The sequence below is a fragment of the Aestuariispira insulae genome (assembly GCF_003385955.1).
Taxonomy (GTDB): Bacteria; Pseudomonadota; Alphaproteobacteria; order UBA8366; family Aestuariispiraceae; genus Aestuariispira; species Aestuariispira insulae.
Genome location: NZ_QRDW01000005.1, coordinates 351,918 through 377,586, shown reverse-complemented (window position 1 = coordinate 377,586; position 25,669 = coordinate 351,918). Strand labels below are relative to the sequence as shown.

22 protein-coding genes are annotated in these 25,669 nt (G+C 55.5%); 12 read left to right on the top strand and 10 right to left on the bottom strand.

What is annotated here, in order from left to right; genetic code table 11:
* From tnpA to DFP90_RS14500, 5 genes are all read right to left on the bottom strand, one after another.
* Window positions 1-357, bottom strand: a 357-nt coding sequence (gene tnpA, locus DFP90_RS14520) for an IS66-like element accessory protein TnpA (protein WP_147301021.1), incomplete at its 3' end; no start/stop codon positions are given.
* Window positions 358-415: 58 nt separating this feature from the next.
* Window positions 416-751: a hypothetical protein gene (locus DFP90_RS14515; RefSeq protein ID WP_115937204.1), complete on the bottom strand. Its 336-nt coding sequence runs from the start codon at window positions 749-751 to the stop codon at window positions 416-418.
* 19 nt (window positions 752-770) lie between these two features.
* Window positions 771-2,855 carry a molybdopterin oxidoreductase family protein gene (locus tag DFP90_RS14510; RefSeq protein WP_115937203.1) on the bottom strand — a complete coding sequence of 695 codons (2,085 nt, stop codon included), beginning with the start codon at window positions 2,853-2,855 and terminating at the stop codon, window positions 771-773.
* Window positions 2,856-3,007: 152 nt separating this feature from the next.
* A complete protein-coding gene (locus tag DFP90_RS14505; RefSeq protein WP_115937202.1) occupies window positions 3,008-3,436 on the bottom strand; it encodes a hypothetical protein in 429 nt (142 codons plus the stop codon).
* A gap of 255 nt (window positions 3,437-3,691) precedes the next feature.
* On the bottom strand, window positions 3,692-4,852 hold the full coding sequence (locus DFP90_RS14500) for an aminotransferase (protein ID WP_115937201.1): 1,161 nt from the start codon (window positions 4,850-4,852) through the stop codon (window positions 3,692-3,694).
* Window positions 4,853-5,431: 579 nt separating this feature from the next.
* On the opposite strand from DFP90_RS14500, the gene DFP90_RS14490 reads away from it, so the two are divergent.
* From DFP90_RS14490 to DFP90_RS14480, 3 genes are all read left to right on the top strand, one after another.
* Window positions 5,432-5,884: a MarR family winged helix-turn-helix transcriptional regulator gene (locus tag DFP90_RS14490; protein ID WP_115937199.1), complete on the top strand. Its 453-nt coding sequence runs from the start codon at window positions 5,432-5,434 to the stop codon at window positions 5,882-5,884.
* Window positions 5,885-6,131: 247 nt separating this feature from the next.
* A complete protein-coding gene (gene purB / locus DFP90_RS14485) occupies window positions 6,132-7,442 on the top strand; it encodes an adenylosuccinate lyase (RefSeq protein WP_115937198.1) in 1,311 nt (436 codons plus the stop codon).
* A 64-nt stretch (window positions 7,443-7,506) separates the two neighbouring features.
* Window positions 7,507-9,477, top strand: a complete 1,971-nt coding sequence (locus tag DFP90_RS14480; protein WP_147301020.1) for a hypothetical protein — start codon at window positions 7,507-7,509, stop codon at window positions 9,475-9,477.
* A gap of 79 nt (window positions 9,478-9,556) precedes the next feature.
* On the opposite strand, the gene DFP90_RS14475 is transcribed toward DFP90_RS14480, so the two are convergent.
* Entirely contained in the window at window positions 9,557-9,883 is a 327-nt protein-coding gene (locus tag DFP90_RS14475; protein WP_115937196.1) for a DUF1476 domain-containing protein, read from the bottom strand.
* 159 nt (window positions 9,884-10,042) lie between these two features.
* Window positions 10,043-11,956 carry an alpha/beta hydrolase family protein gene (locus DFP90_RS14470; RefSeq protein WP_115937195.1) on the bottom strand — a complete coding sequence of 638 codons (1,914 nt, stop codon included), beginning with the start codon at window positions 11,954-11,956 and terminating at the stop codon, window positions 10,043-10,045.
* A 186-nt stretch (window positions 11,957-12,142) separates the two neighbouring features.
* Here DFP90_RS14470 and aroQ point away from each other — a divergent pair, with 186 nt between their 5' ends.
* The 5 genes from aroQ (at window position 12,143) to DFP90_RS14445 (ending at window position 15,788) form a co-directional block, all read left to right on the top strand.
* Window positions 12,143-12,583 carry a type II 3-dehydroquinate dehydratase gene (gene aroQ, locus DFP90_RS14465; RefSeq protein WP_115937237.1) on the top strand — a complete coding sequence of 147 codons (441 nt, stop codon included), beginning with the start codon at window positions 12,143-12,145 and terminating at the stop codon, window positions 12,581-12,583.
* Window positions 12,584-12,618: 35 nt separating this feature from the next.
* Window positions 12,619-13,089: an acetyl-CoA carboxylase biotin carboxyl carrier protein gene (gene accB, locus DFP90_RS14460; protein WP_115937194.1), complete on the top strand. Its 471-nt coding sequence runs from the start codon at window positions 12,619-12,621 to the stop codon at window positions 13,087-13,089.
* Window positions 13,089-14,429, top strand: coding sequence for an acetyl-CoA carboxylase biotin carboxylase subunit (gene accC, locus DFP90_RS14455; protein ID WP_115937193.1), 1,341 nt, complete (start codon window positions 13,089-13,091; stop codon window positions 14,427-14,429). The genes accB and accC overlap by 1 nt, the downstream gene beginning before the upstream one ends.
* A 116-nt stretch (window positions 14,430-14,545) precedes the next feature.
* Window positions 14,546-15,199, top strand: a complete 654-nt coding sequence (gene aat, locus DFP90_RS14450; RefSeq protein ID WP_115937192.1) for a leucyl/phenylalanyl-tRNA--protein transferase — start codon at window positions 14,546-14,548, stop codon at window positions 15,197-15,199.
* 85 nt (window positions 15,200-15,284) lie between these two features.
* Entirely contained in the window at window positions 15,285-15,788 is a 504-nt protein-coding gene (locus DFP90_RS14445; protein WP_147301019.1) for a hypothetical protein, read from the top strand.
* A gap of 14 nt (window positions 15,789-15,802) precedes the next feature.
* Here the strand turns inward: DFP90_RS14445 and DFP90_RS14440 are convergent, their stop codons facing one another.
* The 3 genes from DFP90_RS14440 to DFP90_RS14430 all read right to left on the bottom strand — a co-directional run bounded on the left by DFP90_RS14440 (window position 15,803) and on the right by DFP90_RS14430 (window position 21,123).
* Window positions 15,803-18,286: an EAL domain-containing protein gene (locus DFP90_RS14440; RefSeq protein ID WP_115937190.1), complete on the bottom strand. Its 2,484-nt coding sequence runs from the start codon at window positions 18,284-18,286 to the stop codon at window positions 15,803-15,805.
* Window positions 18,287-18,420: 134 nt separating this feature from the next.
* Window positions 18,421-19,710, bottom strand: coding sequence for an NAD(P)/FAD-dependent oxidoreductase (locus DFP90_RS14435; protein WP_115937189.1), 1,290 nt, complete (start codon window positions 19,708-19,710; stop codon window positions 18,421-18,423).
* Window positions 19,711-19,752: 42 nt separating this feature from the next.
* A complete protein-coding gene (locus DFP90_RS14430; RefSeq protein ID WP_115937188.1) occupies window positions 19,753-21,123 on the bottom strand; it encodes an NAD(P)/FAD-dependent oxidoreductase in 1,371 nt (456 codons plus the stop codon).
* A gap of 213 nt (window positions 21,124-21,336) precedes the next feature.
* Here DFP90_RS14430 and DFP90_RS14425 point away from each other — a divergent pair, with 213 nt between their 5' ends.
* The 4 genes from DFP90_RS14425 to DFP90_RS14410 all read left to right on the top strand — a co-directional run bounded on the left by DFP90_RS14425 (window position 21,337) and on the right by DFP90_RS14410 (window position 25,667).
* Window positions 21,337-22,047 (top strand): TetR family transcriptional regulator C-terminal domain-containing protein, encoded by a 711-nt coding sequence (locus DFP90_RS14425; protein WP_115937187.1) that lies wholly within the window; start codon window positions 21,337-21,339, stop codon window positions 22,045-22,047.
* Between the two features lie 133 nt (window positions 22,048-22,180).
* Window positions 22,181-23,287, top strand: a complete 1,107-nt coding sequence (locus DFP90_RS14420; protein ID WP_115937186.1) for a polyamine ABC transporter substrate-binding protein — start codon at window positions 22,181-22,183, stop codon at window positions 23,285-23,287.
* Window positions 23,288-23,367: 80 nt separating this feature from the next.
* Window positions 23,368-24,525 carry an ABC transporter ATP-binding protein gene (locus DFP90_RS14415; protein WP_245957082.1) on the top strand — a complete coding sequence of 386 codons (1,158 nt, stop codon included), beginning with the start codon at window positions 23,368-23,370 and terminating at the stop codon, window positions 24,523-24,525.
* 14 nt (window positions 24,526-24,539) lie between these two features.
* A complete protein-coding gene (locus tag DFP90_RS14410) occupies window positions 24,540-25,667 on the top strand; it encodes an ABC transporter permease subunit (protein WP_245957081.1) in 1,128 nt (375 codons plus the stop codon).
* Window positions 25,668-25,669: the final 2 nt, after the last annotated feature.

Genomic DNA, 25,669 nt, shown 5'->3' with positions numbered 1-25,669 from the left:
TCGCCTTGCCAGCATCTCCAGCACTGCACCCATCAGCGCCGGGCTGACATCCCGCCCGGCCATCACCTGGTGGCCACCAGCCAGGGTGATCGACATATTATAAAGGGGAGTGGATCCACCAGGGGAAAGACCAGGGCCGATCTCTACGGGGAGGAAATCAGCCACATCTTCCCTGACCGGTTCAGGATCAACGGCAGCGTCGGGAAACTTCCTGCGCCAGTCATAGATTTGGGACGGATCGACATTATGCCGGTCAGCAACTGCCCGGACACTGATGCCCGGATGTGCCGCTTCCCGCACAATCTGCTTCTTGGCCGCCATACTCCACTGTCGGCCGCGCTTCCTGGCATCTGTCATGGTCAAACCCTCAATCCTGTGAAAATCTGAGGCTGAACCTGACTGTATTCGCAAAAACCTACAAGGTGGGGTTCACCGGGCGCTCACCCAGATCCAGCATGACGGATCTTAGATAATTGTCTGGGTGATCAAACCCCGCCAGCATCGCAGCGGAAACAGCGCCCCAGCTGCGCCAATACAGAACCAGTTCCCATTGATTTGATCCTGGATTCCAGACATCAGCATCCAACCCGCTCAAAGGCATTTTGATGACTTCCCCTGTGTTGGGGTTGGTCGCCTCCACGAATGCTTCAGCATGAATCCGCACATATTCTAGCCGATCGACCGCCTGTTTCCATTGGTTCGGATCGATGGGTTCACCATTTTCAAGCTCAATATGAATTGAATATCCCATTCCCAGATGCTCCCACCTCTCAAATTTCCGGCCCCGTAAGCATCACCCGGCTGTCATGAAAAGCAGCCCCGCCCACCGGCGCCCCGGCATCGGCACCGGTCAGGGCGTTGATGCCGACACCATCGACGAAGGCATCATTGGGAAACAGGCTTTCCACAATCACAACACCGCGTTTCTGGCCTGACACTAGCTTTGCATGAAGGCGCACCCGGCCGCGGGTGTTTTCCAGGACGACCAGATCCCCCTCTTCGATCCCGGCCGCCCCGGCATCCTCTTCATGGATCATCACGGTCGGGCGGACCTCGTTTTTCATGGAGGTCGGGGTTTCGTTGAAGGAGGAATTGAGGAAGTTCCTAGCCGGTGCCGTCACCAGACGGAAAGGATGATCCAGATCCGCCTCCTCAATCACCTGCCAATGATCGGGGAATTCCGGGATGGTGTTTTTATAGCCCGGCCCGTGATCCTGGCCGGTCAGCGCGGCCCAGTCCGGAGCGAAACGGAATTTACCGTCCGGATGCCCAAAGCCGTTGAGGAAATTTGCCTCTTCAAACGGCGGCTGGCATTCAATCCAGCGGTCGCGTTCAATGATGGCCAGGTCGCCGCGACCGCTGGCCTTCAACGTCACATCAATTAAGCCTCTGGCATCAAAGTCAAAGCTCTCATGATCCGCGCCCAGCCGACGGCCCAGCGCATGGATCACCTCCAGATTGTTGCGGCAGCCCTCCGGCCCTGCCACCAATTTGGGCCCCAGCAACAATTTCTGATGGCCGCTGCCAGTATAGATATCATCATGTTCCAGAAACATGGTGGCCGGCAAAACAATGTCCGCCATCCGGGCGGTTTCGGTCATGAACTGCTCATGAACGCAGACAAACAGGTCTTCACGCTCAAACCCTGCGCGTACCCGGTTCTGATCCGGGGCCACTGACATGGGATTGGTATTCTGGATCAACATCGCCTTGACCGGCGGGCCACCGAACAGGGCATCCGCATCCCCACATAGAACAGCACCGATCCGGCTTTGGTCCAGGCTGCGCACGCCATCCTGCCTGGCGCTGAGCGCGGTGATCATACTTTTATCCAGGCTAAAGATACCACTGTTGGAATGAAGCGCGCCCCCGCCTTCATGCTGCCAAGCCCCGGTCACAACCGGGATACAGCTTACCGCATGCATATTAACCGCGCCGTTGCGCGAGCGGGCAAAACCATAACCCAGCCGGAAATAGGATTTCCGGTTCTCCCCGATCAGTTTTGCCAGCTCTTCAATACGCGCTTCACACATGCCGGTGATGTCACTGGCCCAGGCCGGTGTTTTTTCCGCTAGATGGACTTCGAAATCCGCCGGGCGGTCCGCATATTGCGCCAGATATTTCCGATCCGCATAACCATCACGGAACAGGATATGCATCACCGCGCAAGCCAATGCACCATCGGTGCCGGGCCGCAGAATGAAAGCCTCATCCGCCTGTTTGGCCGTTGGGGTCTCATAGGTGTCGATAACGATGATTTTCGTGCCGTTACTCTTACGCGCCTTCACCGCATGGGTCATCACATTGACCTGTGTGCTGACCGGGTTTGTCCCCCAAAGAACAATCAGGTCGGATTTCGCCATGGAACGGGGATCGGCCCCGCGCAAGGCTCCGTTGCCCGCCTGATAACCCGCAAAGGATAGGCCGGTGCAGATGGTGTTATGCTGCCGGGAATAATTTTTCACATGGGTCAGACCAATGATCCGATCACGCATCACATGGCCCATGGTGCCCGCGTAATAATAGGGCCAAACCGCTTCGGCCCCGTGTTCCGCTTCCGCCGCCAGGAATTTTTCCGCCACCAGATCCAGGGCCTCATCCCAGCCGATCGGTTCAAACTGACCAGACCCTTTCGGGCCGATCCGGCGCAGCGGCTGGGTCAGGCGGTCCGGGTGATGGATGCGTTCGGCATAGCGCGCAACTTTGGCGCAGATCACACCGTCGGTATAATCGTTATCCTTGGCTCCGCGGACTCGACCAATGGTGCGTGCATCCTTCAATTCCACTTCCAGCGCACAGGTGGAGGGGCAGTCGTGAGGGCAGGCGCTATAGCCTGTATCAAGGGGTGCAGCCATCGGATTTCCTTAATTCCTGATCGGATGACGGGCTCCTATTCGGATATTGCATCCGTAGCCCGTTCTTTCTGGAAACCTAATCTATAAAAAGACGGATTCAAGCAAAAGCTTGTGCCGATACAATCAAAGAACCGGCCCGCAACCGCAATCGCTCACAGCACCTCTTCGGCGTTGGGATGGCGGTTGGGATCCGCATCCGGCCGACAGAAAAGGCCGACCTCACTCATGAAACAACCGTAATATTTCATCTGGGTGTCATCGACCGGATAGCCTTTCCAGCTCTTCCTGTTGCCATGACAGATCAGGCCACTCACTTCAAACAGCTGCCATTTGATCGTCGGCGACGGATAGGTCTTGGCATACCACCGCCAGCGGTGATTGGGGGTCTCCGCAGCGCGGCATGTTTCCATAACCGTGCGCTTCTCCTCAACCGGTTTATCGACATTTCGAATATAGAGCTTGTGTAGCACGAAGACCCCCTTGCGGATATCTTCCTTCATGCCAACGCCCAGCCCGATAATGGCAACCATGACCAGGGCGACTGCCGCCCAGGCTGTTAATGCCCGCACCGAATCATTCATCTGCCACCTGCACCGGCTGCATTGATCATTGGGCCTGGCACAGGCCCCTGCTGTTATCGGGTTGTCGACGGTTCAGTTCAGTCCCGCCCCAATCATTTTTCTCTAAATACCGTATAACAGCGACAATCCAACGCTTCGAAACCGGCCCTTTCAAAAGGCTTTCGTTACGCCCCTCTGGCGTGCCCCCGTTGGTTAACGTTTGCTCGTTAACACTTTATTAATCTTTTCAGACGGTAGCGTGATACGATTCGGAAATCAAGTATTAAGGACGCTAAGCTTTTCAAGAGCCTCTTGCAGCACCGGTTCCCGCTTGCAAAAACAGAAGCGAATGAAGCTGCGCGGCGCATCACTATCATAGAAGGCACTGATCGGCACCGCCGCAACTCCGACGTCCTGGGTCAGCCTTGTGCAGAACGCCACGTCATCCTCACTCTCACGGGCAAAAGGCGTGATATCCGCCGATACGAAATAGGTGCCCTGGCTGTCCGGCACCCACCAGCCCTGTGCCTTGAGCCCGGATGCCAGCAGGTCTCTTTTAGCTTCCAGGTCTGCCTGAAAAGCACGGTAATAGCCATCATCCTGCCGAAGACCATAGGCGACCGCTTTTTGCAGGTTTGGTGGTGTGGTGAAGGTAAAGAACTGATGCGCCTTGGCGATCGGCTGCAACAAGTTGGCGGGCGCGGTGATATAGCCGATTTTCCAGCCGGTCAGCGAAAAGGTCTTACCGGCCGATCCGACCCTCACACAGCGTTCGCGCATACCCGGCAACGTCATCAGCGGGATATGGGCGCGCCCGTCAAATACCAGATGTTCGTATACTTCATCACAAAGGGCATAGGCATCATACTGCTGTAAAAGGCCTGCGATGAAGGCCAGTTCGTCCCCATTAAAAACCTTCGCTGCGGGATTCATCGGATTATTCAGGATCAGCAGCTTGGTTTTCTCGGAGAAGACCCCTGCCAAGGCTGCCTGGTCGAGATCCCAAGCCGGCGGCTCGATCCGGACAGTTTTCGGGATGCCGCCAGCCCTGCGCACCAGCGGCAAGTAACAATCATAAAGCGGTTCAATCAGCACCACTTCGTCCCCCGGCTCAATCAGGCCGAAGATGGCATCTGCCAGGGCTTCCGTCGCCCCCGATGTCACCATCACTTCACTTTGCCAGTCAATATCGAGGTCGTAAAAGCGGCGGTTATGGTCGGCCACGGCCTGCCGCAGATCCGGTAGCCCCATCATGGGAGGATATTGATTGCTATCCATCATCAGGCTGTCGGCTGCATGTTTGCGAATATCCTCCGGCCCGTCCACATCGGGAAACCCCTGCCCAAGATTCACCGCATCGTATTCCACCGCCATCTGGGACATTACGGTGAAAATAGTTGTGCCATATCCTGAAAGAATGCTGTTGGCCGGTTTCATATTCGTTCACTCCTTCGCGAAAGCGCCCCATCCTGGAGAAGGGTGTCATGACGCGGAAGATATCAGCCGTCGTCCGAACCGCAAGTGCCTGAGTCGCACAGATCGATCATCTGAGCACACCTTCCCGGTCAAAAAACAGTTTGAGTCCCCAAAAAAACCGTGAGCCATCTGACGACTTTTGATATAACCCCTAATGGTTGCAAAACTATTGAGTTAATAAATGCGGCATTTTATTCAATTTATGCGACAGAGAGTTGGGTCTCTATTCGCCAACAGGAGAAAACGGCGCTTTTTTGATGAATTCTCGGTCAGGTTGAATATACGTCCAGTCACTCCTGTTAGAATGCATCATTCCTAATGGTAGAGTGATACCGACATTCAAGAATGGGCTCATAGGTGCAAGCCCATAGAAAATGGTGAAAAATTTGGATTTTTTCTTAATGTTCATATTGACAAGCGATTGAGATTCCTTATTCGATTCTAGCAGCGATACACATAAAGGACCTCCTCAATCGTCAGTTGGTATCGCCCACAGAACGAACTGAATGTTGAGAGGTATCAAAGAAAGGAAGGAAATCCATGGGGGAAGGAAACGAGCAGACCAACGACCAGGACACGAGTCTCGGTTACGCCGCTCGCATAACACATCGGGCTTTTTCAAAAACCCTGCAAAAACGGCTGGCAAAGCATGGCGTTCCCATCGGCCAGTGGAATTTTCTGCGTGTTCTGTGGCGTAAAGACGGCCTGACTCAGAAAGCACTGAGTGATGAGTTGGGCATCATGGGCCCGACGGCCGTGGTCGCCTTGCGCGCGATGGAGAAAAACGGCCTGGTCAAGCGGATCCGAAACAAGGATGACCGACGGAAGGTGAATATCTTCCTGACCGACAAGGCGCGCAGCCTCGAAGAGGTGTTGATGCCCTATATCGACGAAATCAATGCCCTGGCAAGCGCCGGCATCACCGAAGCCGATATCGAGGCTTATCACCGGGTCAGCCAGATTTTCCGCAATAATTTGCAGGCAGACGACTGATTTTAACTGTTCCCGGAAACGGGGCCTAACAGCAGTTCCGGCCGGACATAGTCCGGCCGGTTTTGTTTTTATCCTCAGAAAAACAGGCTTTCTTGCCTATTTCCGCCACTGTCTCTGCCCCATGGATTGATTTTTCGGGTCTGCGCGCGTATAGGCTCAAGCGCGTTTTTCAAGAGCCTGCTGAACCGGCAACAACCGGCCCATCAGCCACAGGCCCCGGCACAGCCTCATCGATAGGAGACATCGGATGATCCCTCGCTACAGCCGCCCGGAAATGGTATCCATCTGGGAGCCCGCCAACAAATTCAAAATCTGGTACGAAATCGAAGCCCATGCCTGTGATGGGCAAGCCAAGCTGGGCGTCATCCCCGAAGAGGCCGCCAAAGCCGTCTGGGACAATGGTAACAAGCCCTACACGGATGAGCGTATCGCCCGCATCGATGAAATTGAACGTGAAACCAAGCATGACGTGATCGCCTTTCTGACCGAGCTGTCGGAACATATCGGCGATTATTCCCGCTTCGTCCATCAGGGTATGACCTCTTCCGACGTTCTTGATACCTGCCTTAATGTGCAGTTAACCCAGGCGGCGGACCTGTTGCTGTCCGACATGGACAAGCTGCTGACGGCCCTTGAGAAGCGCGCTGAAGAGCATAAATACACTGTCACCATCGGCCGCAGCCACGGCATTCATGCCGAACCGGTTACCTTCGGCCTGAAACTGGCCAAGCATTTTGCCGAATTTAAGCGCGGTCGAGACCGCCTGGCCGCCGCGCGGGCAGAGATCGCAACCTGTGCCATCTCCGGCGCTGTTGGCACCTTCGCCAATATCGATCCCAGCGTGGAGACCCATGTTGCAGAAAAACTGGGCTTAGCCGTTGAGCCAGTTTCCACCCAGGTCATTCCGCGCGACCGCCATGCCATGTTCTTTGCCGTTCTCGGCGTAATTGCCAGCTCGATTGAAAACCTCTCCGTTGAAATCCGCCATCTGCAGCGGACTGAATTGCGAGAAGCGGAAGAGTTTTTCTCCAAGGGCCAAAAGGGGTCCAGCGCCATGCCGCACAAGCGCAATCCGGTGCTGACCGAGAACCTGACCGGATTGGCTCGCCTTGTGCGTTCCGCGGTGGTTCCGGCCATGGAAAATGTCGCGCTGTGGCACGAACGGGATATCTCGCATTCCTCGGTCGAGCGCATGATCGGCCCGGATGCCACCGTGACCCTGGATTTTGCATTGGCCCGCCTTACCAGCGTGGTTGAAAATCTGGTAGTATATGGGGAGAATATGCAGAAGAACCTGGACCAGTTGGGCGGACTGCATAATTCCCAGCGTGTTTTGCTGCAGCTGACCCAGCATGGTGTCAGCCGTGAAGATGCCTATCGCCTGGTTCAGAAAAATGCCATGGAAAGCTGGCAGACTGGTAAGTCCTTCCAGGATCTTCTGAAACAGGATGAGGAAGTTAGTGCAAAATTGTCCGACGAGACAATCGACAGCCTGTTCGATATGGAGTACCACACTAAGCATGTGGATACGATCTTCAAACGGGTTTTCGAAAAGTAATTTTCAAACGGCGGGACATGGTTTTTCCGCCGGTAAACCGATTTTGAAATTTGGGCGGGCATCCTTGTTGGGTGCCTGCCTTTTCATTGCCCCCCTTGCCCTGCCGCCCCTGAGCGCGCCCGCCCTGGCCCAGAATGCGGAGATTGACCCGCTGACCCAGAGCGTGATGCAGGATGCCATGCTGCAATTGCGCTTTGCCGCCCTGCAGTTGGAAACCGATGATGAGGTCGGCCAGGCCCTGGAAGGGCTGGTCAGGGCCATGCTGGCCCGGGACGAAATGGATAAGGCCCTGGAAGAGGCCGGTCGGATCGACGACAGCCTATGGGTTGCCCGTGCCTATCGATCGATTGCAGTTTACCTCCACGACAAGGGGGATATTGAAGGCGCAAAAAACTATCTCAAACTAGCTTCAGAAAAGGTTGAGGTCGCCGGGCGTCTGAAACGGGCCAGCGAGCTTCTGCGCCTGATCGCCGTTAAACAGGCGGAATATGGTGATCTGGAATCGGCCATCAGAACCACCCGCAAGATTCCCAGCGTGCTTACCCGCTTGCAAGCCTTCCAGGATGCGGCCGCCGCCTCCCAGACCGCCGCGATGGAGGACGACAAAGCCACCAAGGAGGTTGCCGCGCGGGTTCTGCGCCAGGCTTTTGAACAGGCCAAGAACCTGAAAGGCCGAGGCCTCCGACTGGTCCGGATCTTTGTCGGCATTGCCCGCAACCAGACCCGCGCAGATGACAAGGCAGGTGCCACCCTCACGCTGGAATTTGCAAAATCCCAGGCGGAGAAGATTGAGCAGCCCGCCGCCCGGAACCGGTCCTTTGCCTCCATCGCGTCCGGCTATACCTTTGCCAGCGATCAGGCGCGCGCCATGGCCATGCTGCGCCTCATCCCGGAAGGCAGCGAGCGTGCCCTGGCACTAAGCTCCGTGGCCCGCTCCCTCGGTGAAACCGGGGATCCGGATGCAGGTATCTCGCTTTTCATCCTGGCCAAGGAACAGATGCTGCTGGAAACCAATCCGGAACGCGCTTTTCCCGTATATGCTCAGATCCTCAAGGACGAAACGGCCATTGGTCGCTATGCCGATGCCTTCAACACCGCCGGTTTGATCACGGATCGCCGTATCCAGGCCAAGGCTCTCATGGGCATGGGTCTGATCATGATGCGGCAGAAGAAATATGATGAAGCAAAGGTGCTGCTGAATTACATTCCCTTCATTTCCATGCGCGCGCCGATCTTTGCAGAGATCGCTCGCCATGTCGGTGAAAAGGGCAAACGGGTAGAGGCCAGCGAACTTTTGCTACAGGCATTGGAACCCACAGGTTTCGAACCGGTTCCCGAATTGCTGCCACAGGCTTTGAAATCCGTCCTCTCCATTCAGTTGCGCTTTGGCACACCAGAATCGGATTCCGTCGTCTTCCAACGCGCTCGGGAATTGTCCAGGGCAATCCCCGACAACCTGTCACGGGTCAACGCATTGACCTACCTTGCCACCGCCGAAGCATCCCGCGGGCTGCATGATGATGCCAACCGCACCATCAGCAGCGCCTGGACCATCGCCTGGCTGAACAAGAAAAACCCGGCCTACCCTCTGGCCTTGGCCAATATCGCCCAAAGTCAGATCGCAGTCGGCGATATCCTGTCCGCGTTTGACACTTCCGCGCGCCTGCCAGATCCGCAGGGAGAGGCCATGGAGGATCGTGCGCCCGATGGCAGTTTCCGCGCGCCCAAATTCGACGCCCTGACCAGCGTCGCTGTTGCCGCCGCCAAAACGGATGAGACCGATCTGGCCCTGCGGGCTGCCCGGCAGATCGACCATCCACCGGCCAAAGCAGCCGCCCTGGCTGCTGTCGCGGTTGCCAGCGCGGCTCCGGATCGGGATTTGCGGGAAATTGTCGGAATCGGTCCGACCGATGTTCATTCCTATAATGTCCTGACCATCTCCAGACCCGCCGCCACCCTTCAGGAAGATGAAGAGATCGTCGTGGATGAGGGGGTGATTGAAGATGTGATGGATGTTCCGCCCAACAGCGGATAAAGCCGATGTTCGGACATTTAACAACAAAGCCCGCCTCAGCAAGAGGCGGGCTTTTGTCAATCAGACTGTATTGTCAGCGTCAGTCTGCCGCACTGGCCAGCTGTTTCTTTGCCTCAACCAGCAAATCATCCATCTGTTTGCGAACGATATGATCAGAGGTCTCAACCCCTTTTGCCAGCATGTCGGCGAGCAATTTCTGCACGACGTCTTCATGGCCGACTTTTTCGAAATCGATATCGATGATGGTCTTTGCGTAGGCATCAGCATCCGCACCGGTCAGCCCCATTTCGTCAGCAGCCCAAAGACCGATCAGCTTATTGCGCCGCATAATCGCCTTGAACTCAACTTCCTGTTCATGGCTGAATTTGGCTTCCCGGGCCTTTTCGATATCGTCAAACTGGGTCATTCGTAGCTCCTTACCACAGCAATATTTTCACTGAGACCTTAATACAGTCCCCTTTAGGGGGAATTCTAGCATAAATTCAAGACACCCCTAAAATTTGATTTAGAACATTTTCCAGCAAAGCCCGAATGACGGCTCAAAAAAGCCCTATCCATCATCCGATCAAAGATTATCAATGTCCAAGCGATCAATCTTTTCAGCCGGTTGAAAGTCAAAAATCTGCGCATAAAAGGATAATTCCGCTTCCAGGGCGCGCCGGATGGTATCGGCCCTGCGGAACCCATGCCCCTCGCCCTCAAACAACAAATAGGCGACCGGCAGGTTTTTATCCTTGAGGGCATTCACCATCTTTTCGGCCTGATTCGGCGGAACGACCTTATCTTCTTCCCCTTGCAGGAAAAGAATGGGGCAGTTGAGTTTCTCGGTCGCATTGAGTGGTGATCGAGACCGGTAAATACTCGCGTCATCCGGCCAGCGGCCAATCAAATTATCGAGATAACGGCTCTCAAATTTATGGGTGTCATTGGCAAGCGCTGTCAAATCACCGATCCCATATGAACTGCAGCCCGCTTTGAATACATCCTGGAAGGTAAGCGCGCAAAGGGTCGTGTATCCCCCGGCACTGCCCCCAGCGATGATCAGGCGGTCCGGATCCGCCCAACCCTTATCCGCACAATAGCGCGCGCCATTGACACAATCGGCGACATCCGCAACGCCCCAGTTGCCATTCAACCGTTCGCGGTAGGCCCGGCCATAACCGGTGCTGCCGGAATAATTCACGTCCAACACAGCGAACCCGCGGCTTGTCCAATATTGATATTTCAACGACAGCCCACGGGTGGACTGGCCGGTCGGCCCGCCATGACTGCGCACAATGAGCGGAGGTTTCTCTTCCGCAGGCCCCTCAAAACCACTGTTCGAGGGCGGATAATAATAGGCATAAGCGCTATCGCCGCCATCTGTCGGGAAGGCGACGGCCTGGCCGATGGAAATATCACCCGCGGGCACATCCAATTCGGCCGCACTGCGCAGGATCCTTCCCGCACCGCTATCGATATCAAACTCCACCAGCTCATCAGGCCGGTCCGCCCGCGCGCCCACAAACCAGGCTTTGCGCCCTTCACAGACCAAACTGTCAAAACCGCACCAGGGGATGTCCATTCCGCTTAAGCTGCCGGTCGCTGGATCTAACTGTCCCAGCCGCCATTCACCCTTCTCGGAATAGGTACAGACAATGGTATCATCCTCAAGGAAGCCATAGGTCCGCATTCCGAAAATCCAGTGCGGCAGGCCAAATTCCGCTTCGAAGGCATAATGAAGCGGCACCTCGCCATCCCGGTAGATATTCCAAAAGCCTGATCGGTCAGAGACGTAATGCAACTGGCCGGCATGGTTATATTCCGGTTGGAAAACAGATTCCTCTGCCCCACCTGCGACAATGCGTTGCCCCGTGATCCGCCCTGCTTCATCCAGGCGGGCTTCCACCAATTCCGTGCCATCCCAAGGCATGTTGGGATGATGCCACTGGATCCAGGCCAGCCGTCCGCCGTCCGGCGACAATTTGGGCGCACAGTAGAAATCGGCCCCCTTGGCAAGAACCTCCAGGCTGCCGTCAAAGCCGATCGCCACAAGCTGGTTGGTGGCCTCAGAATCCGGGTTCAGAGTCTCGCTGACCGCAATCAGGCGCTGCCGTTTTTCATCAATCAAAAAATCGGCAAATGCCGTGCGCGCTTTTGCCAGGACCCGTTCCGGACTCTGGCCCGGCTTCAGACGCATCAACGCCTTTTCTTTGGGGTCGATGAACCAGACAACATCACCGCCGACGGCAAATGCCCCGCCCCCATATTCGTGGACCCAGCTGCGGGCATTGAACGGCTCGGAAATAAGATCCTTCAACCCGCCATCCGCGCCTTCGGTCACCAAGGCACTGCGTCCGGCTTCGGACGGGCGCATTTCCGTCCATACCGCTTTACCATCCTCGACCGCAATCTGACCGAGCGACACCGCCCCCTTGGTCAGCAGATCAGTCGTGATTTGGGAAGGCCAACTGCCATAGGGCGCAACGGTTTTTGTCATGATTAATCCTGTTCCAATCCTCTTCCCCGCTACACCATATCGGGTCAATGACCAGTCATATGCGGGTGCCTCAGAGATGGTTATAGACGATGATTCGGGCAAGAAAAATTGAAAGCGCCGGTTTTCGACATGAATTTCCCGTGCTATATGCAAGCCATTCTCGAACCTGAAGGGACGCCGGACCCGATGAACGCAGCCAAAATCCTTGTCCTCAATGGCCCCAATCTCAATATGCTCGGCCTGCGCGAGCCGGAGATTTACGGCCGTGAGACATTGGACGACCTCAATGCCAAATGCGTTGAAAAAGCAGCAAAATTGGGACTGGAGGCCGATTGCCGCCAATCCAATATCGAAGGTGAAATGGTGACCTGGATCCAAGGGGCCAGGACCAGCCATAAGGGCATCATTTTAAACGCCGGTGCCTATACCCATACCTCGGTTGCGCTGCATGATGCCTTGCTCGCAAGCGAACTTCCGGTTATTGAGGTGCATCTGTCCAATATTTTCGGACGGGAGAGTTTCCGCCATCATTCCTATATATCGCCCATTGCAGCCGGTGTGATCTGCGGGTTCGGTTCCTTAGGGTATGATCTGGCGCTGGAAGCGATGGCGAAACAGGTTGCTTAAGAACACAGATTGTCAGAACACAACAAAGGTCAGTTATGGCTAAAATCAGCTTTGATGCGGAACAGGTCGGCAAGATTGCCGATCTGATGGAAGACAAGGGACTTACCGAAGTCGAAATTGAACATGGTGATTATTCCATCCGGCTGAGCCGTGGTGGGGTCGCCCAGGCCGTAGCCCTTCCCGCAGCCCCCGCCCCAGTGGCCGCAGCAGCCCCGGCTGCCGCACCGACGGCACCGGCCGCAGAAGCGCCCGCCGCTGACAACGCAAACCATCCGGGTGCCGTGAAGTCCCCGATGGTCGGCACCGCCTATCTGGCCGCCGCGCCGGGCAAACCGAATTTCGTCAGTGTTGGCGATCAGGTGGCCGAAGGCCAGACCCTGATGATCGTCGAGGCGATGAAGGTCATGAACCAGATCCCGGCCACCAAAGCCGGCACCGTCAAGGCCATCCTGGTTGCCGATTCCGAGCCGGTTGAATTTGGCCAGCCGCTGGTGATTGTCGAATAATGTTTAAAAAGGTCTTGATCGCAAACAGGGGTGAGGTTGCGCTGCGCATCCATCGCGCCTGTAAGGAGATGGGCATCCAGACGGTTGCCATCCATTCCACGGCGGATGAAGACGCCATGAATGTGCGTCTGGCGGATGAGGCGGTCTGTATCGGCCCGCCGGCCCCGAAGGATTCCTACCTGAACAAGGCCGCCATCCTGACCGCTGCCAATATCACGGGCGCCGATGCCATCCATCCGGGTGTCGGTTTCCTATCGGAAAACGCCGATTTCGCCGAAATGGTGGAAGATCACGGCATCACCTTCATCGGCCCCAGCGCGGATCATATGCGCGTCATGGGGGACAAGATCGAAGCAAAAGAAACCGCCAAGAAATTAGGCATCCCCGTGGTGCCTGGGTCCGACGGTGGGGTGACCACTGATGAAGAAGCCATGGAAATTGCCAAGGCTACCGGCTTCCCGCTGATCATCAAGGCAGCTGCCGGTGGCGGAGGTCGCGGCATGAAAGTGGCCAACAGCCTGGCGGAGGTACCCGAGGCGCTCTCCATCTGCCGGACGGAAGCCAAAGCGGCCTTTGGTGATGATGCGGTCTATATCGAGCGCTATCTCGGCAACCCGCGCCATATCGAGGTTCAGTTGATCGGAGATGGCCAGGGTGGCTGTATCCATCTGGGCGAGCGTGACTGTTCTGTACAGCGCCGCCATCAGAAGGTGATCGAGGAGGCTCCGTCTCCTGCGATTTCCGATGAGATCCGCGCCAAGATCGGCAAGACCGTGACCGATGCGATGAAAAAGCTGGGTTACAAATCCGCCGGCACCATCGAATTCCTTTATGAGGATGGCGAGTTTTTCTTCATCGAAATGAATACCCGCCTTCAGGTGGAGCATCCGATTTCGGAAATGATCTGCGGCGTCGACCTGGTGCAGGAACAGATCCGTGTTGCGGCCGGTGAAAAACTGTCCAAGACCCAGGATGATATCGTGTTGAACGGCCATTCGATCGAATGCCGTGTCACCGCCGAGCATCCGGAAACCTTCATGCCGTCTCCGGGACTGATTTCTGATTATCATCAGCCCGGCGGCCTGGGCGTGCGGGTCGATTCTCATCTCTATACCGGCTATTCGATCCCGCCCTATTATGACAGCCTGGTCTCCAAGCTGATCGTGCATGGGGTCAGCCGTGAGGAATGCCTGGCCCGTCTGCGCCGGGCCCTGGGTGAATATGTGATCGGCGGCATCGAGACCACCATCCCGCTTCACCAGAAGCTGATCGAGGAACCGGACTTCATCAAGGGCGATTATAACGTCCATTGGCTGGAGAAGTTGATGGGCCTCAAATAAGGCCCGTTCCCCCGACCTTGAATTTTGGAAAACGCGCCTGATATTTCAGGCGCGTTTTTTATGCGAATCAGTTAATATTTAGAAATCGTCAACGATTGAGGCTCTATACTTCACGCATGGAACCACTTGATCTGACACCTGATATGCTGCTGAAGGCCTATGCGGTCGGCGTCTTTCCCATGGCGGAAGATCACGACGACCCGGACCTTTTCTGGATTGATCCCCGGATGCGCGGGATCATCCCGCTGGATAAATTCCATGTACCCCGGCGATTGAAGAAAACCATCCGCAGCGGAAAATTCACCGTCACCATCAACCATGATTTCGAAGGAGTGATGGATGGCTGCGCGGAATCGACCGACCGGCGCCCCAGGACATGGATCAATAACAAGATCCTGACCCTCTATACCGCGCTTCATCATATGGGCCATGCCCATTCCATTGAGGTTTGGCGGGGTCATGAATTGGTTGGCGGGCTTTATGGCGTCTCGCTGGGCGCGGCCTTTTTCGGGGAAAGCATGTTCAGCCGGGAACGCGACGCTAGCAAGGTGGCCCTGGTCCATCTGGTGGCACGGCTGAAATATGCCAATTACCATCTATTGGACAGCCAGTTCATCACCAAGCATCTGGAACGGTTCGGCGCTGTCGAGATCCCGCGCAGCGACTATCGCAACCGTCTGGCCGAAGCCCTGCAGCATAGTGCCTTTTTCAAGGATGGCTATACCCGCAACGAAGTGGTGGATTACCTGGCCTCACTTTCGGCTTCCTGATTTGTTCTGTTCCGCTTGCACAGGCAGGCCGAATCGCATTTTTTTAAGGTCCACTATTCTCTGTGTTTTATAGAGGGCCTTTCACGTGCTTCGTCCCAACCATCCGTCGCTACGCTCTATTTTTGCCCTAACCACAGCTGCCGCACTGCTAGCTGCATGCCAGGTGCCCGGCACGACCGAAGACCGTGGCCCCGTAGCCAGCGCAGGAGAGGTTCTTTCCAGCGACCCCAAGGCGGCAACAGTTGTACGTGAGATGCCTGATCCGGTGATGCGCATCCCTGGCCTGCCGATTCCCGACGGGGTGAATGTTGTTTTGTCCGACACCGTAATTGCAGGCCAGGATAATAACTGGAACGGCCAGGTGGTGCTTTTTTCCGAAGATTACCAATCGGTCCAGTTCGTGGAATTCATGCGCTCTGAAATGCCTAAGATGGGCTGGGAGGAAACCGCCATCCTGCGTTCCCGGCGCACCTCCATCACCTATGTCCAGGGCAACCGGTTTGCCACGGTACGCATTATGGACCGGGAAGAAGGTGCTGAGATGGATATCGTGGTCGCCCCGGTCGCCATTCCGGAGTCCCCAGAGTAATCGACCGGAAAGCCTTAACCGGCATCCGATAGCATCTTTTCGAATTCTGTTTTTGGAAGCGGTCGGGCGAAAAAATAACCTTGGGCGTCATCGCACCCAGCCTCACGAAGGCAGGAACGCTGAGCTTTGTCTTCCACCCCTTCCGCCAAAACAGACATCCCCAGATTGTGGCCAAGGGCGATTATAGAGCGAACAACGGAGACACAACTGTTATCCTCCGGCAAATCATCGACGAAGCTCTTGTCGACCTTTAACTCGTCAAATGGCAATGATTTGAGGTAGGAAAGCGAGGAATAACCGGTGCCAAAATCATCAATCGACAAACGCACACCCAATTCCTTGATCTTTTTCAGTGTTTCTGAGGCTGCATCCATGTCCTGCATCGCGACATTTTCTGTAACCTCAACCTGTAGCAGGCCAGGGTTGATGTTATAGCCGCCAAGAATACCTTCAAGGTCCTCCACCAGATGCCCGCCGAAAAACTGCACGCCCGAATAGTTGACTGCTACCCGGCACCCCTCGCCCCCTTTGTCATGCCAGCTTTGCATATCCCGGCACACGGTCTCCAAAACCCAGCGGCCAAGATCGAAGATCGCCCCACATTCCTCTGCCACCGGTATGAATTCCGTGGGGGATACCCAGCCCAATACAGGCTGCCGCCAACGCAGCAGCGCTTCACAACCAACAAGCTTGCCGGTCACCAAACTGAATTGCGGCTGATAATGAACCTGAAATTCCTGGTCATAATCCGCCGTCCGCAGGGCATTCTCAAGTTTCAGCAGGTGCTTAATATCGCTATAGGCGTCCTGAAGATAAAAACAGCTGCATTGTTCCGGACTACCTACCGCTGACTGGAGTGCCAAATCGGCCGCTCGCAGGAGCTGGTTCTTCTCTGTGCCGTTCTGTGGATAAATTGAGATACCGATCCGCCCGGTCACATGGACAATCTGTCCATCCAATTCTATCGGTGCCTCAATCACAGACCTGATCCTCTGAGAGAACTGGCAAAGCGACTCGCGACCGTTAATCTGATAGGACAAAATCGCAAATTCATTCCCTCCGCTGCGCGCGAGAAAATCATCTTTCCTGATTATGTTTACCAACCGCTCAGACAAAATCTTCAACAATCTGTCGCCATAATGGTGACCCAGCGCCACATTCACGCGTGAGAAACCGGAAATATGGATGAAAATCAGACCAAAACGATGCTCACTTCCTTCATATTGGTCCAGTGTTTCCTGCAAATGTTCACTCAAACTGTCGCGATTAGGAAGACCTGTAAGGGAATCGTTATGAATAGCGCGATCCAGCTGGAGTTCCGCATCAATCTTATCCGATACATCAAAGCGTACCGTTAAAACACTGGGGGGCATCCCCTCACCCCCCGTGGTCACGGCTTTCTTTGTTAACCAGTTTTTCACGCTGCTGTTGGGAAACCCGAAGGTCTCTTCCACCGTATAGCTATCTGCATGGCTTTGGATCAGATGGCTATCCAGTAAATCCATCCAGCGACCGCCAACCCCGCCAAAAAGCTCCTCAGAGGTTTTGCCGACCACCTCCTCGCGCGCGATTCCGGAATGCCGGACAAACCCATCATTCACAAAAAGATAGCGCCCCTCTGCATCTTTCGAGTCGATTATGGCGGGCACCGCGTCCACGACCGAAAGCAGTGAGCGGTAACTGTAGGCCAGGGCCTTTTCTATCCGCTTTTGCCTGGTGATATCCAGCGCCAGCACAATGAGGCCGCCACGCGGTGATTCCCCGAAACGGATCTCAACCTTCCGCCCGGAACTTGTCTCAACATAAAGGGTGCCCGCCTCACAAGTTCCTCTGGTACGGACCTCGTCAATACCAGCCGCGCCGGCCTTTTCACCCGAGAGTTCTTTGTATTTGGCAATCTCCACCAAAATATCGTCAAATAATACTCCCGGGCCATGCAGATGATCGGGCAATTCGAGGAAGGAATAGAATTTATCGTTCCATAAAGCGACCTTCATTTCCTTATCCAGGACGCAGAACCCCTCGCTCATACCGTCCAGCGCCGCTTCCAGATTACCCCAAATCTCTCCGCTGCGCTTTTCCAGCTCCATCATGTCTGTCTTATCAACTGCAGTCATTATCTGACGGTCATCCGAAATCCGGATCACACGAAGCGTCAATATCCGGTGATTATTGAGGATTAAATCATATTCATCTTCGTCGGAGAGCATTCTCGGTAGGTTCTTTTCAAGCCATCCCGACGGGTTCGGAAGAGCGGAAGGTACCAAGCCATATTGAACCACCCGCCAAATCAATTCTTCGCAGTCAATGCCGACTTCCAGGATAGTCGGCCCTTCTGGAGGGGTGATCATTTTTTCAAAAAAATCGTTGAAAGCACAGATTGTCCGCCCTCCGTCCAGAAAGAGCAGCCCCGCCTTGCAGGCATTCAATGCCTTTACAACATCATCTTCGGTGAAGGAATTGGAAGGTCGATCAAGGACCTGTTGAAAGCTTGCCATGGCTTGACGCCCCCTTGCGTACTAATGCCACCAAAGCCTTTCATCCGACTGTCAATTTGCCTACTTCATCTTAATATAAGATTAATTAAATATAGTAACCTATTTAATCACATCAAAACAGAGGAAGATCAGCCTTAATTCCCCAACTTATCCAGCATGGAATAATAGAGCATGCCAGCCACCAAGCCCGGATAGCGCAGCAAAGTACCGCCGGGGAAATTCCGGGTCGGGACCCTGGCGAAAACATCGAACCGTTCTGCCGTGCCGGAGACCGCTTCTGCGATCACCTTGCCCGCCATGGTGGTCAACAGAACGCCCTGGCCGGAAAAGCCCTGCGCATAAAACAGGCCGTGATCCAGACGGCCAAAGGCCGGCATGCGGTTCATAGTGATGGAAAGGGTGCCGCCCCAGCCATATTCCAGTTTCACATCTTTGAGCTGCGGGAAGACATCCAGCATATATTTGCGGACAAAGCCTTTGATGTCGGCGGGGAAGTTCGAGGAATAATTCTCCCCCCCGCCAAAAAGAAGCCGGTGATCGGCAGAGCAGCGGTAATAATCGACCACGAATTTAGTAGCATCGATTGCCACATCATCACGGATCAGGGCGCGCGCGCCCTCTTCCCCCAGGCTTTCTGTCGCCACCATGAAATTGTTGATCGGCATGATGGATGGCGCGATTTCCGGGACCAATTTGCCCAGATAGCCATTGCAGGCGACCACCACATATTTGGATTTCACCACCCCTTCGGCGGTTTTGGCCACATTGCCATTAGCCGAACGATCCAGGGACAGCACCTGGGAATCCTCAAACAGCTCTGCCCCTGCCTGTTCAGCAGCCCCGGCCAGGCCCAACGCATAATTCAAGGGATGCAGGTGCGCCGCCCCCATATCAATGCAGCCGCCATAATAAAGGGGCGTCGCCAGCATTTCATGCATTTCCGCATCATCCACGGCGCGGATCTGGTCATAGCCATAATGCTTGTTGAGATGCTCCGCATGCTCCGCCAGTTCCGGTACATGGGATTTCTTATAGGCGCAGGTCAAAATGCCGGGCTTATAGTCACAAGGGATCTGATATTTGTCGATCAGCGCTTTTTGAACCCGCTTGGCCTCTTCGGAATAATCCCAAAGCAGGCGGGCATCCTCCATCCCCACCAGTTCTTCCAACTCCGCCTGATCCTTGCGCTGGCCTGTGCAAACAAGCCCGCCATTGCGCCCGGATGCCCCCCAGCCCAACCGCTGGCCTTCCAACAGCACCACGGAATAGCCCTTCTCCGCCAGATGCAGGGCCGAAGAGAGACCGGTGAACCCGCCGCCGATCACGCAGATATCCACATTCTTCTCGCCCTTTAACCGCGGTCGCTCATGGTCACCGATTGCTGTCGCGGCATAATAGGATCCGGTATGCTGGGGATGGGTCATGTCTCTCACCTTGTCACTCGATACTTGAATTTGAATTATTTGTCAGTTTCGCGGCCATAACTGACGGTCATCCTGCCACCGATACCAGGAGGCCGCCGCGCGCAGATACCAAATCCGCAGACCGGCAAACGGAAACCGGCTGGCTGTGCCTTTCATGACGGCGGGAATGGCTGCATCAGCCCCTTCCTGTCCGGCGATAAGGCGGGCCATCGCCCGCCCGGACCAAGGCGCGGTATTCACACCGTTGGCATGATAGCCGTAGCTGTAAAACAGGCTGGGATCCGCCTCATCACGGCCAAGCGAGGGGGCTAGTTTCTGGGACATGCAAACAAGCCCGCGCCAATAATGACTGATCTCCACATCGCGCCAATGGGGAAACACCTCGCCCAGGCGTTTGATCATCCAGGCTTTCATCTTCCGGCCATCCTCCGGCCGGCCGGTCCAGTCGCCGCGTGCACCAAACAACAGGCGGCGATCTTTCAGCATCCGGAAATAAAACAGCATGTTGCGGGTGTTGCAGATCGGCTCTTCGACTTGCCAGTTATGGGCCGCCAGTTCCTCCGGGCTAAGGGCGCGCGTCGTGATGATATTGCTTTGCACCGGCAGCAGACGGTCATCAAAGGATTTATGCATGCCTTCCCGGGTGAAGCCGTTGGTCGCCATCAGCACCCGTTTGGCCCGCAGGCAACCCGTCGCAGTTTCCAGGAGATGCCAGGCCCCGTCCTTACGCCAGCCTGTCACCGTCGAATGGGGGTGCAGGCGAACGCCGTGACGCTCCGCCGCTCCCGCCAGGCCCAGTGCCAATTTCAGCGGATTGAGGGCATAGCCCGCTTTCATGTGCAGCGCGCCGAACTGTTCAGTCGACCGATAGCCGATTTCGGCAAACGCCCCTGCCGAAAAGGTCCGGGTTTCGATGCCAAAAAGGCGCGTCATCTGATCAGCCGCCTCTTGCAATTCCGCCATCATGCCCGGACGGTGCGCCACTTCCAGATTGCCATCGCCCTGGCGGTCAATCTCAAAACCCTCGCTCTGGGCCAATTCTTCCACCAGATCCACGCCGTCCAACTGGGCCCGCCAAAAAGCTTTGGTATCATCCAGACCGTATTTCCGGATCATCTGATTGGTTGTCATTTTGCTGGCAGGCAGACAGTTGAAGCCACCATTGCGGCCTGACGCCCCCCAGCCCATGGGCCCGGATTCCAACACCGCCACATCAATGCCAAAATCACGGGCCAGATGCAGTGCCGCTGACAGGCCGGTATAGCCACCGCCGATAATCGCTACATCACATTCCGCGTCCCCTTCCAGCATCGTGCCATGATCCTGGCGTGCCCCATAGGATTCCTCCCAATAGCTGGGCACCAATGCCGTGTCATAGAGACTTTCGTGATAAAGAGACCGCAGACCAGCCATCACCAAAATTCCAACTCACCTGTTCAACTTCTTTGTTATTTTTTCGGGGGGTTATCCGCAAATATGCCCCGAAATGTGATCACAGATTGTCATGCCGCCGTCTTGCCGTCCACAAAAAACTGAACCCTCGTTCAATAATTTGTTTGCGCATGAACCGCAGTTTATATATGGTTTTTGAAAAATGTGATCAAAATATAATGAACAGGAGGCATTGTGGCTGCCGTTGAAAAGACCACACCCGCCCCTGCCGGGATCAGTGCCGGCAACCGGGAAACCATCAAGGCAAAGCGCCGCCGCGAGCTGATTGAATCGACCATGGATTCAATCGCCGAACGTGGTTTGAACGACACTACCATTGCCGATGTCGCCAAAGGGGCCGGCCTGTCCCGGGGCATCGTGAACTTTCATTTCCAATCCAAGGAAATCCTGCTCACCGAGACCCTGCAGCATCTGTCCCGGCGCTATCGCAATCACTGGCTGGAGCGCTATCATAAGGCCGCACCTGACGCCGTGACGCGGCTGGTGAAGATTTTTGAGGCGGATTTTGATCCCATGATATGCAATCCGCGCAACCTGGCGGTCTGGTTTGCCTTTTGGGGCGAGGCAAAATCGCGCCCGGTCTATTCGGAACTATGCGGCGAGCGGGATGATGACCGCTACCGCACCACATTGCGCCTCTGCCGGGAGATCATCCAGGCCGGCCAATATGACCTGGTGCCGGAACAAATGGCCAGAGGGCTGGAATCAACCGCGGAAGGGCTGTGGCATTCCCTGGTTATGCCGCACAGAAAATTCAACCCGACAGAAGCCTGGCGGATCATGGCCGGTTTCCTGTCACTCTGCTTTCCGCGCCATATCGGCCGGGATGGCGCGGTCATCGCGCCGGTGCCCATGAAAGCGGAAAAAACCGTTTTGGACATGTGACTTAACAACATAGCATAGTGTCATCGAGCTAAAGGGGGTGTATCTTATAGCAGGCGTTATTGAGGCTTTTTCGTGCCGGTGTGCGGCACAGATCCACCAACCATCGTGAATTTGATAAAACAGGGAGCAAGCGATGAAAATCGACAGAAAAATCATCCGGAACACCATCGCCGGTGTGACCGCCACCGTGCTGAGCGCGCAGATGGCAGTCGCCGCGAATGATGTGGTGAATGTATATAACTGGTCCGACTATATTGATGAATCGATCCTGGCCGATTTCGAAAAGGAAACCGGCATCAAGGTTGTATATGACGTATTCGATTCCAACGATGTCCTTGAAACAAAGATGTTGGCCGGGGGATCTGGTTACGACGTGGTCGTCCCCTCTGCGACGTTCCTGCAACGCATGATCAAGGCAGGTGTGTTCCAGAAGCTCGACAAGTCCAAGCTGAGCAATTACGGCAATCTGTGGGACATGGTACAGGAACGCACCGCCACCTATGACCCCGGCAACGAATATGCCGTCAACTATATGTGGGGCACCACCGGCATCGGGTATGTGGAAGAAAAAATCAAGGAACGCATGCCGGACGCACCGGTTGATTCCTGGGATATGTTCTTTAATCCGGATGTGGTTTCCAAATTCGCCGATTGCGGCATTCACGTCCTGGACGCCGCCGATGAACTGATCCCGGCCGCCCTGAACTATCTGGGGGAAGATCCGGACAGCCACGATAAAAAGGTGATCCGCAAGGCCGAGGCGGTTCTGGACAAGATCCGCCCCTACATCCAGAAATTCCATTCCTCCGAATATATTGCCGCCCTTGCCAATGGGGACATCTGCATGGCTGTCGGCTGGTCCGGTGACATCTTCCAGGCCCAGTTCCGCGCCGACGAAAATGAAACCGGCAACACGGTTGTCTATTCCGTGCCGAAGGAAGGCGCGCTGATGTGGTTTGACATGATGGCGATCCCGGCTGATGCGCCCAACGCCGAAGCGGCTCATAAATTCATTGATTATATAATGGACGCCGACGTGATCGCCAAGGCCACCAACTATGTCTATTACGCCAACGGCAACAAGGCCTCCCAGCCGATGCTCGAAGAAGACCTTATCGGCGATCCGGCGATCTATCCGACCGAAGAGGCCCTGAAACGCCTCTACACCACCACCCCTTATCCGCCGAAAATCCAGCGGACGGTGACCCGTCTGTGGACCAAGGTGAAAAGCGCCCAGTAACAGCGGTGGTTTCTATCCGGCACCATGGTTCAGTAGACCGCCATGGTGCCGGATCATAAGAACGTTTTTTCAAGGGGTTAATGATGACAGCCATCCCGTCTGGCAACAATCGGCAAACAACTGTCGAGGCCTGGAAAGATCCCAGTCAGGAGCCCTATATCCGGCTGGAAAATGTCACCAAGAAATTTGGGGACTTCACCGCGGTCGATAATATCTCGCTGGATATCTTCAAATCCGAGTTCTTCTCACTGCTCGGCCCCAGTGGCTGTGGCAAGACCACATTGCTGCGCATGCTGGCAGGATTTGAGCAACCGACCAGCGGCAGGATCCTGCTGGATGGTGAGGATATGTCCAAAGTGCCGCCCTATCTGCGGCCGGTGAATATGATGTTCCAGTCCTACGCGCTTTTCCCGCATATGAATGTGGAAAAGAATATTGCCTTCGGTCTCAAACAGGACGGGGTTCCTTCGCCCGAAATCAAGACCCGAGTCGATGAAGTCATCTCGATGGTCCAATTGGAACAATTCGCCAAACGCAAGCCCCATCAGCTGTCCGGCGGCCAGCGCCAGCGTGTGGCGCTCGCGCGCAGCTTGGTGAAAAAGCCCAAGATGCTGCTGCTGGATGAGCCGCTAGGCGCGCTCGATAAAAAACTGCGCACCCGGACCCAATTCGAACTGATGAATATTCAGGAAGAAACCGGCATCACCTTCGTGATCGTGACCCATGACCAGGAAGAGGCCATGACCGTGTCCTCGCGCATTGCGGTGATGGATCATGGGCGGATCATCCAGACCGCCACCCCGACCGAGATATACGAAGTCCCCAATTCCCGCTATGTGGCGAATTTCCTTGGCGAAGTGAATATTTTTGAAGGGCGGGTCGCCGAAAATGCACGCGACCATGTGCTGATCCAGTCCCAGGAAGCCGGCTGCACCATCCGCGCCGACCATGGGATTGACGCCGCCGATGGCGCCACTGTCTGGGTCGCGGTCAGGCCCGAGAAAATGTATATTAACTTGGAAGCCCCCGACGATCCCAACACCAACTGCATGACCGGCCAGGTTTGGGATATTGGCTATCTGGGCAATCTATCAATTTATCATATCAAACTGGACAGTGGCACCATGGTGACCATGGCCCGCACCAACAAGGAACGCGTGGTAGAACGCAAGATCACCTGGGATGACCGGGTCTATGTCACCTGGGCACCGGATGCCGGTGTCGTGCTGTTGAGCTGAGGGGGGATGACCGAATGGTTGATTCGACCCAATTCATCAGCGGCGCCATCGCGCAGACCGGCCGGATTGCCGGGCTGCATGCCCGGCTTATGCTGATCCCGCCTTATCGGTGGCTGGCCAATCTGCGGCCGCTGCCGATCGGACGGACCCTGCTGTTCGCCCTGATCCTGTTTTTTGCCGCCTGGTCCCTGCCCGGCCTCTGGCCTCTGTGGCTGGTGCTGGCGATCCTGCTGGCCGGCGTTGCCGTGACCGGCCGGGGCGCGGTGATCGCGCTTCCCTATGCCTGGCTGCTGGCCTTTTTCCTGAGCCCGTTCCTGATCGTGCTCAAGATCAGCTTTGCCGAGATTGCCAGCGCAATCCCGCCCTATACCCCGCTATTTGAAATCCTCTGGGATATGGAGATCGAAGAGGCTTATCTCTCGGTCAAGCTGAACATCTATAATTATCTCTTCCTGCTGGAAGACGATCTCTATATCAATTCCTACCTGAGCAGCCTCCAGATCGCCTCTGTCTCCACCTTCCTGACATTGCTGGTGGGCTATCCGATCGCCTATGGAATGGTCCGCGCTCCGGTCCAATACCGCACCATGCTGCTGATGATGGTTATCCTGCCTTTCTGGACCAGTTTCCTGATCCGGGTCTATGCCTGGATCGGCATCCTGAAGAAGGAAGGCCTGTTGAACCTGGCGCTGATGTCGACCGGCATCATTGATGAGCCGCTCACCATCCTGAACACTGACACGGCGGTCTATATCGGGATTATCTATTCCTACCTGCCCTTCATGGTGCTGCCGCTATATGCGACCCTGGAAAAGATGGATGAAAGCCTGCTGGAAGCGGCGGCCGATCTCGGCTGTCATCCGCTGAAAGCCTTTTGGGTCGTGACCCTGCCCCTGTCCCTGCCCGGCATCGTGGCCGGCTGTTTCCTGGTCTTCATTCCAGCCGTCGGCGAATTTGTCATCCCGGATCTGTTGGGCGGATCGGAAACCATCATGATCGGTAAGACGCTCTGGGCGGAGTTTTTCAATAACCGCGACTGGCCGGTATCCAGTGCTGTTGCCGTGATCCTGCTGCTGCTGCTGATCGTGCCCATTGTGGCCTTCCAGCGGATGCAGGAAAACAACGCGAAGAAGGAGGCCTAATT

What these genes read in the sequence shown, in the direction of transcription:
- DFP90_RS14510 (WP_115937203.1), bottom strand. Translation starts at nt 2,855, where the DNA reads ATGGCTGCACCCCTTGATACAGGCTATAGCGCCTGCCCTCACGACTGC.
- DFP90_RS14415 (WP_245957082.1), top strand. Translation starts at nt 23,368, where the DNA reads ATGATGACAGCCATCCCGTCTGGCAACAATCGGCAAACAACTGTCGAG.
- DFP90_RS14505 (WP_115937202.1), bottom strand. Translation starts at nt 3,436, where the DNA reads ATGAATGATTCGGTGCGGGCATTAACAGCCTGGGCGGCAGTCGCCCTG.
- DFP90_RS14430 (WP_115937188.1), bottom strand. Translation starts at nt 21,123, where the DNA reads ATGGCTGGTCTGCGGTCTCTTTATCACGAAAGTCTCTATGACACGGCA.
- DFP90_RS14515 (WP_115937204.1), bottom strand. Translation starts at nt 751, where the DNA reads ATGGGATATTCAATTCATATTGAGCTTGAAAATGGTGAACCCATCGAT.
- DFP90_RS14500 (WP_115937201.1), bottom strand. Translation starts at nt 4,852, where the DNA reads ATGAAACCGGCCAACAGCATTCTTTCAGGATATGGCACAACTATTTTC.
- purB (WP_115937198.1), top strand. Translation starts at nt 6,132, where the DNA reads ATGATCCCTCGCTACAGCCGCCCGGAAATGGTATCCATCTGGGAGCCC.
- accC (WP_115937193.1), top strand. Translation starts at nt 13,089, where the DNA reads ATGTTTAAAAAGGTCTTGATCGCAAACAGGGGTGAGGTTGCGCTGCGC.
- DFP90_RS14475 (WP_115937196.1), bottom strand. Translation starts at nt 9,883, where the DNA reads ATGACCCAGTTTGACGATATCGAAAAGGCCCGGGAAGCCAAATTCAGC.
- DFP90_RS14470 (WP_115937195.1), bottom strand. Translation starts at nt 11,956, where the DNA reads ATGACAAAAACCGTTGCGCCCTATGGCAGTTGGCCTTCCCAAATCACG.
- DFP90_RS14435 (WP_115937189.1), bottom strand. Translation starts at nt 19,710, where the DNA reads ATGACCCATCCCCAGCATACCGGATCCTATTATGCCGCGACAGCAATC.
- DFP90_RS14420 (WP_115937186.1), top strand. Translation starts at nt 22,181, where the DNA reads ATGAAAATCGACAGAAAAATCATCCGGAACACCATCGCCGGTGTGACC.
- aat (WP_115937192.1), top strand. Translation starts at nt 14,546, where the DNA reads ATGGAACCACTTGATCTGACACCTGATATGCTGCTGAAGGCCTATGCG.
- DFP90_RS14410 (WP_245957081.1), top strand. Translation starts at nt 24,540, where the DNA reads ATGGTTGATTCGACCCAATTCATCAGCGGCGCCATCGCGCAGACCGGC.
- accB (WP_115937194.1), top strand. Translation starts at nt 12,619, where the DNA reads ATGGCTAAAATCAGCTTTGATGCGGAACAGGTCGGCAAGATTGCCGAT.
- DFP90_RS14490 (WP_115937199.1), top strand. Translation starts at nt 5,432, where the DNA reads ATGGGGGAAGGAAACGAGCAGACCAACGACCAGGACACGAGTCTCGGT.
- aroQ (WP_115937237.1), top strand. Translation starts at nt 12,143, where the DNA reads ATGAACGCAGCCAAAATCCTTGTCCTCAATGGCCCCAATCTCAATATG.
- DFP90_RS14440 (WP_115937190.1), bottom strand. Translation starts at nt 18,286, where the DNA reads ATGGCAAGCTTTCAACAGGTCCTTGATCGACCTTCCAATTCCTTCACC.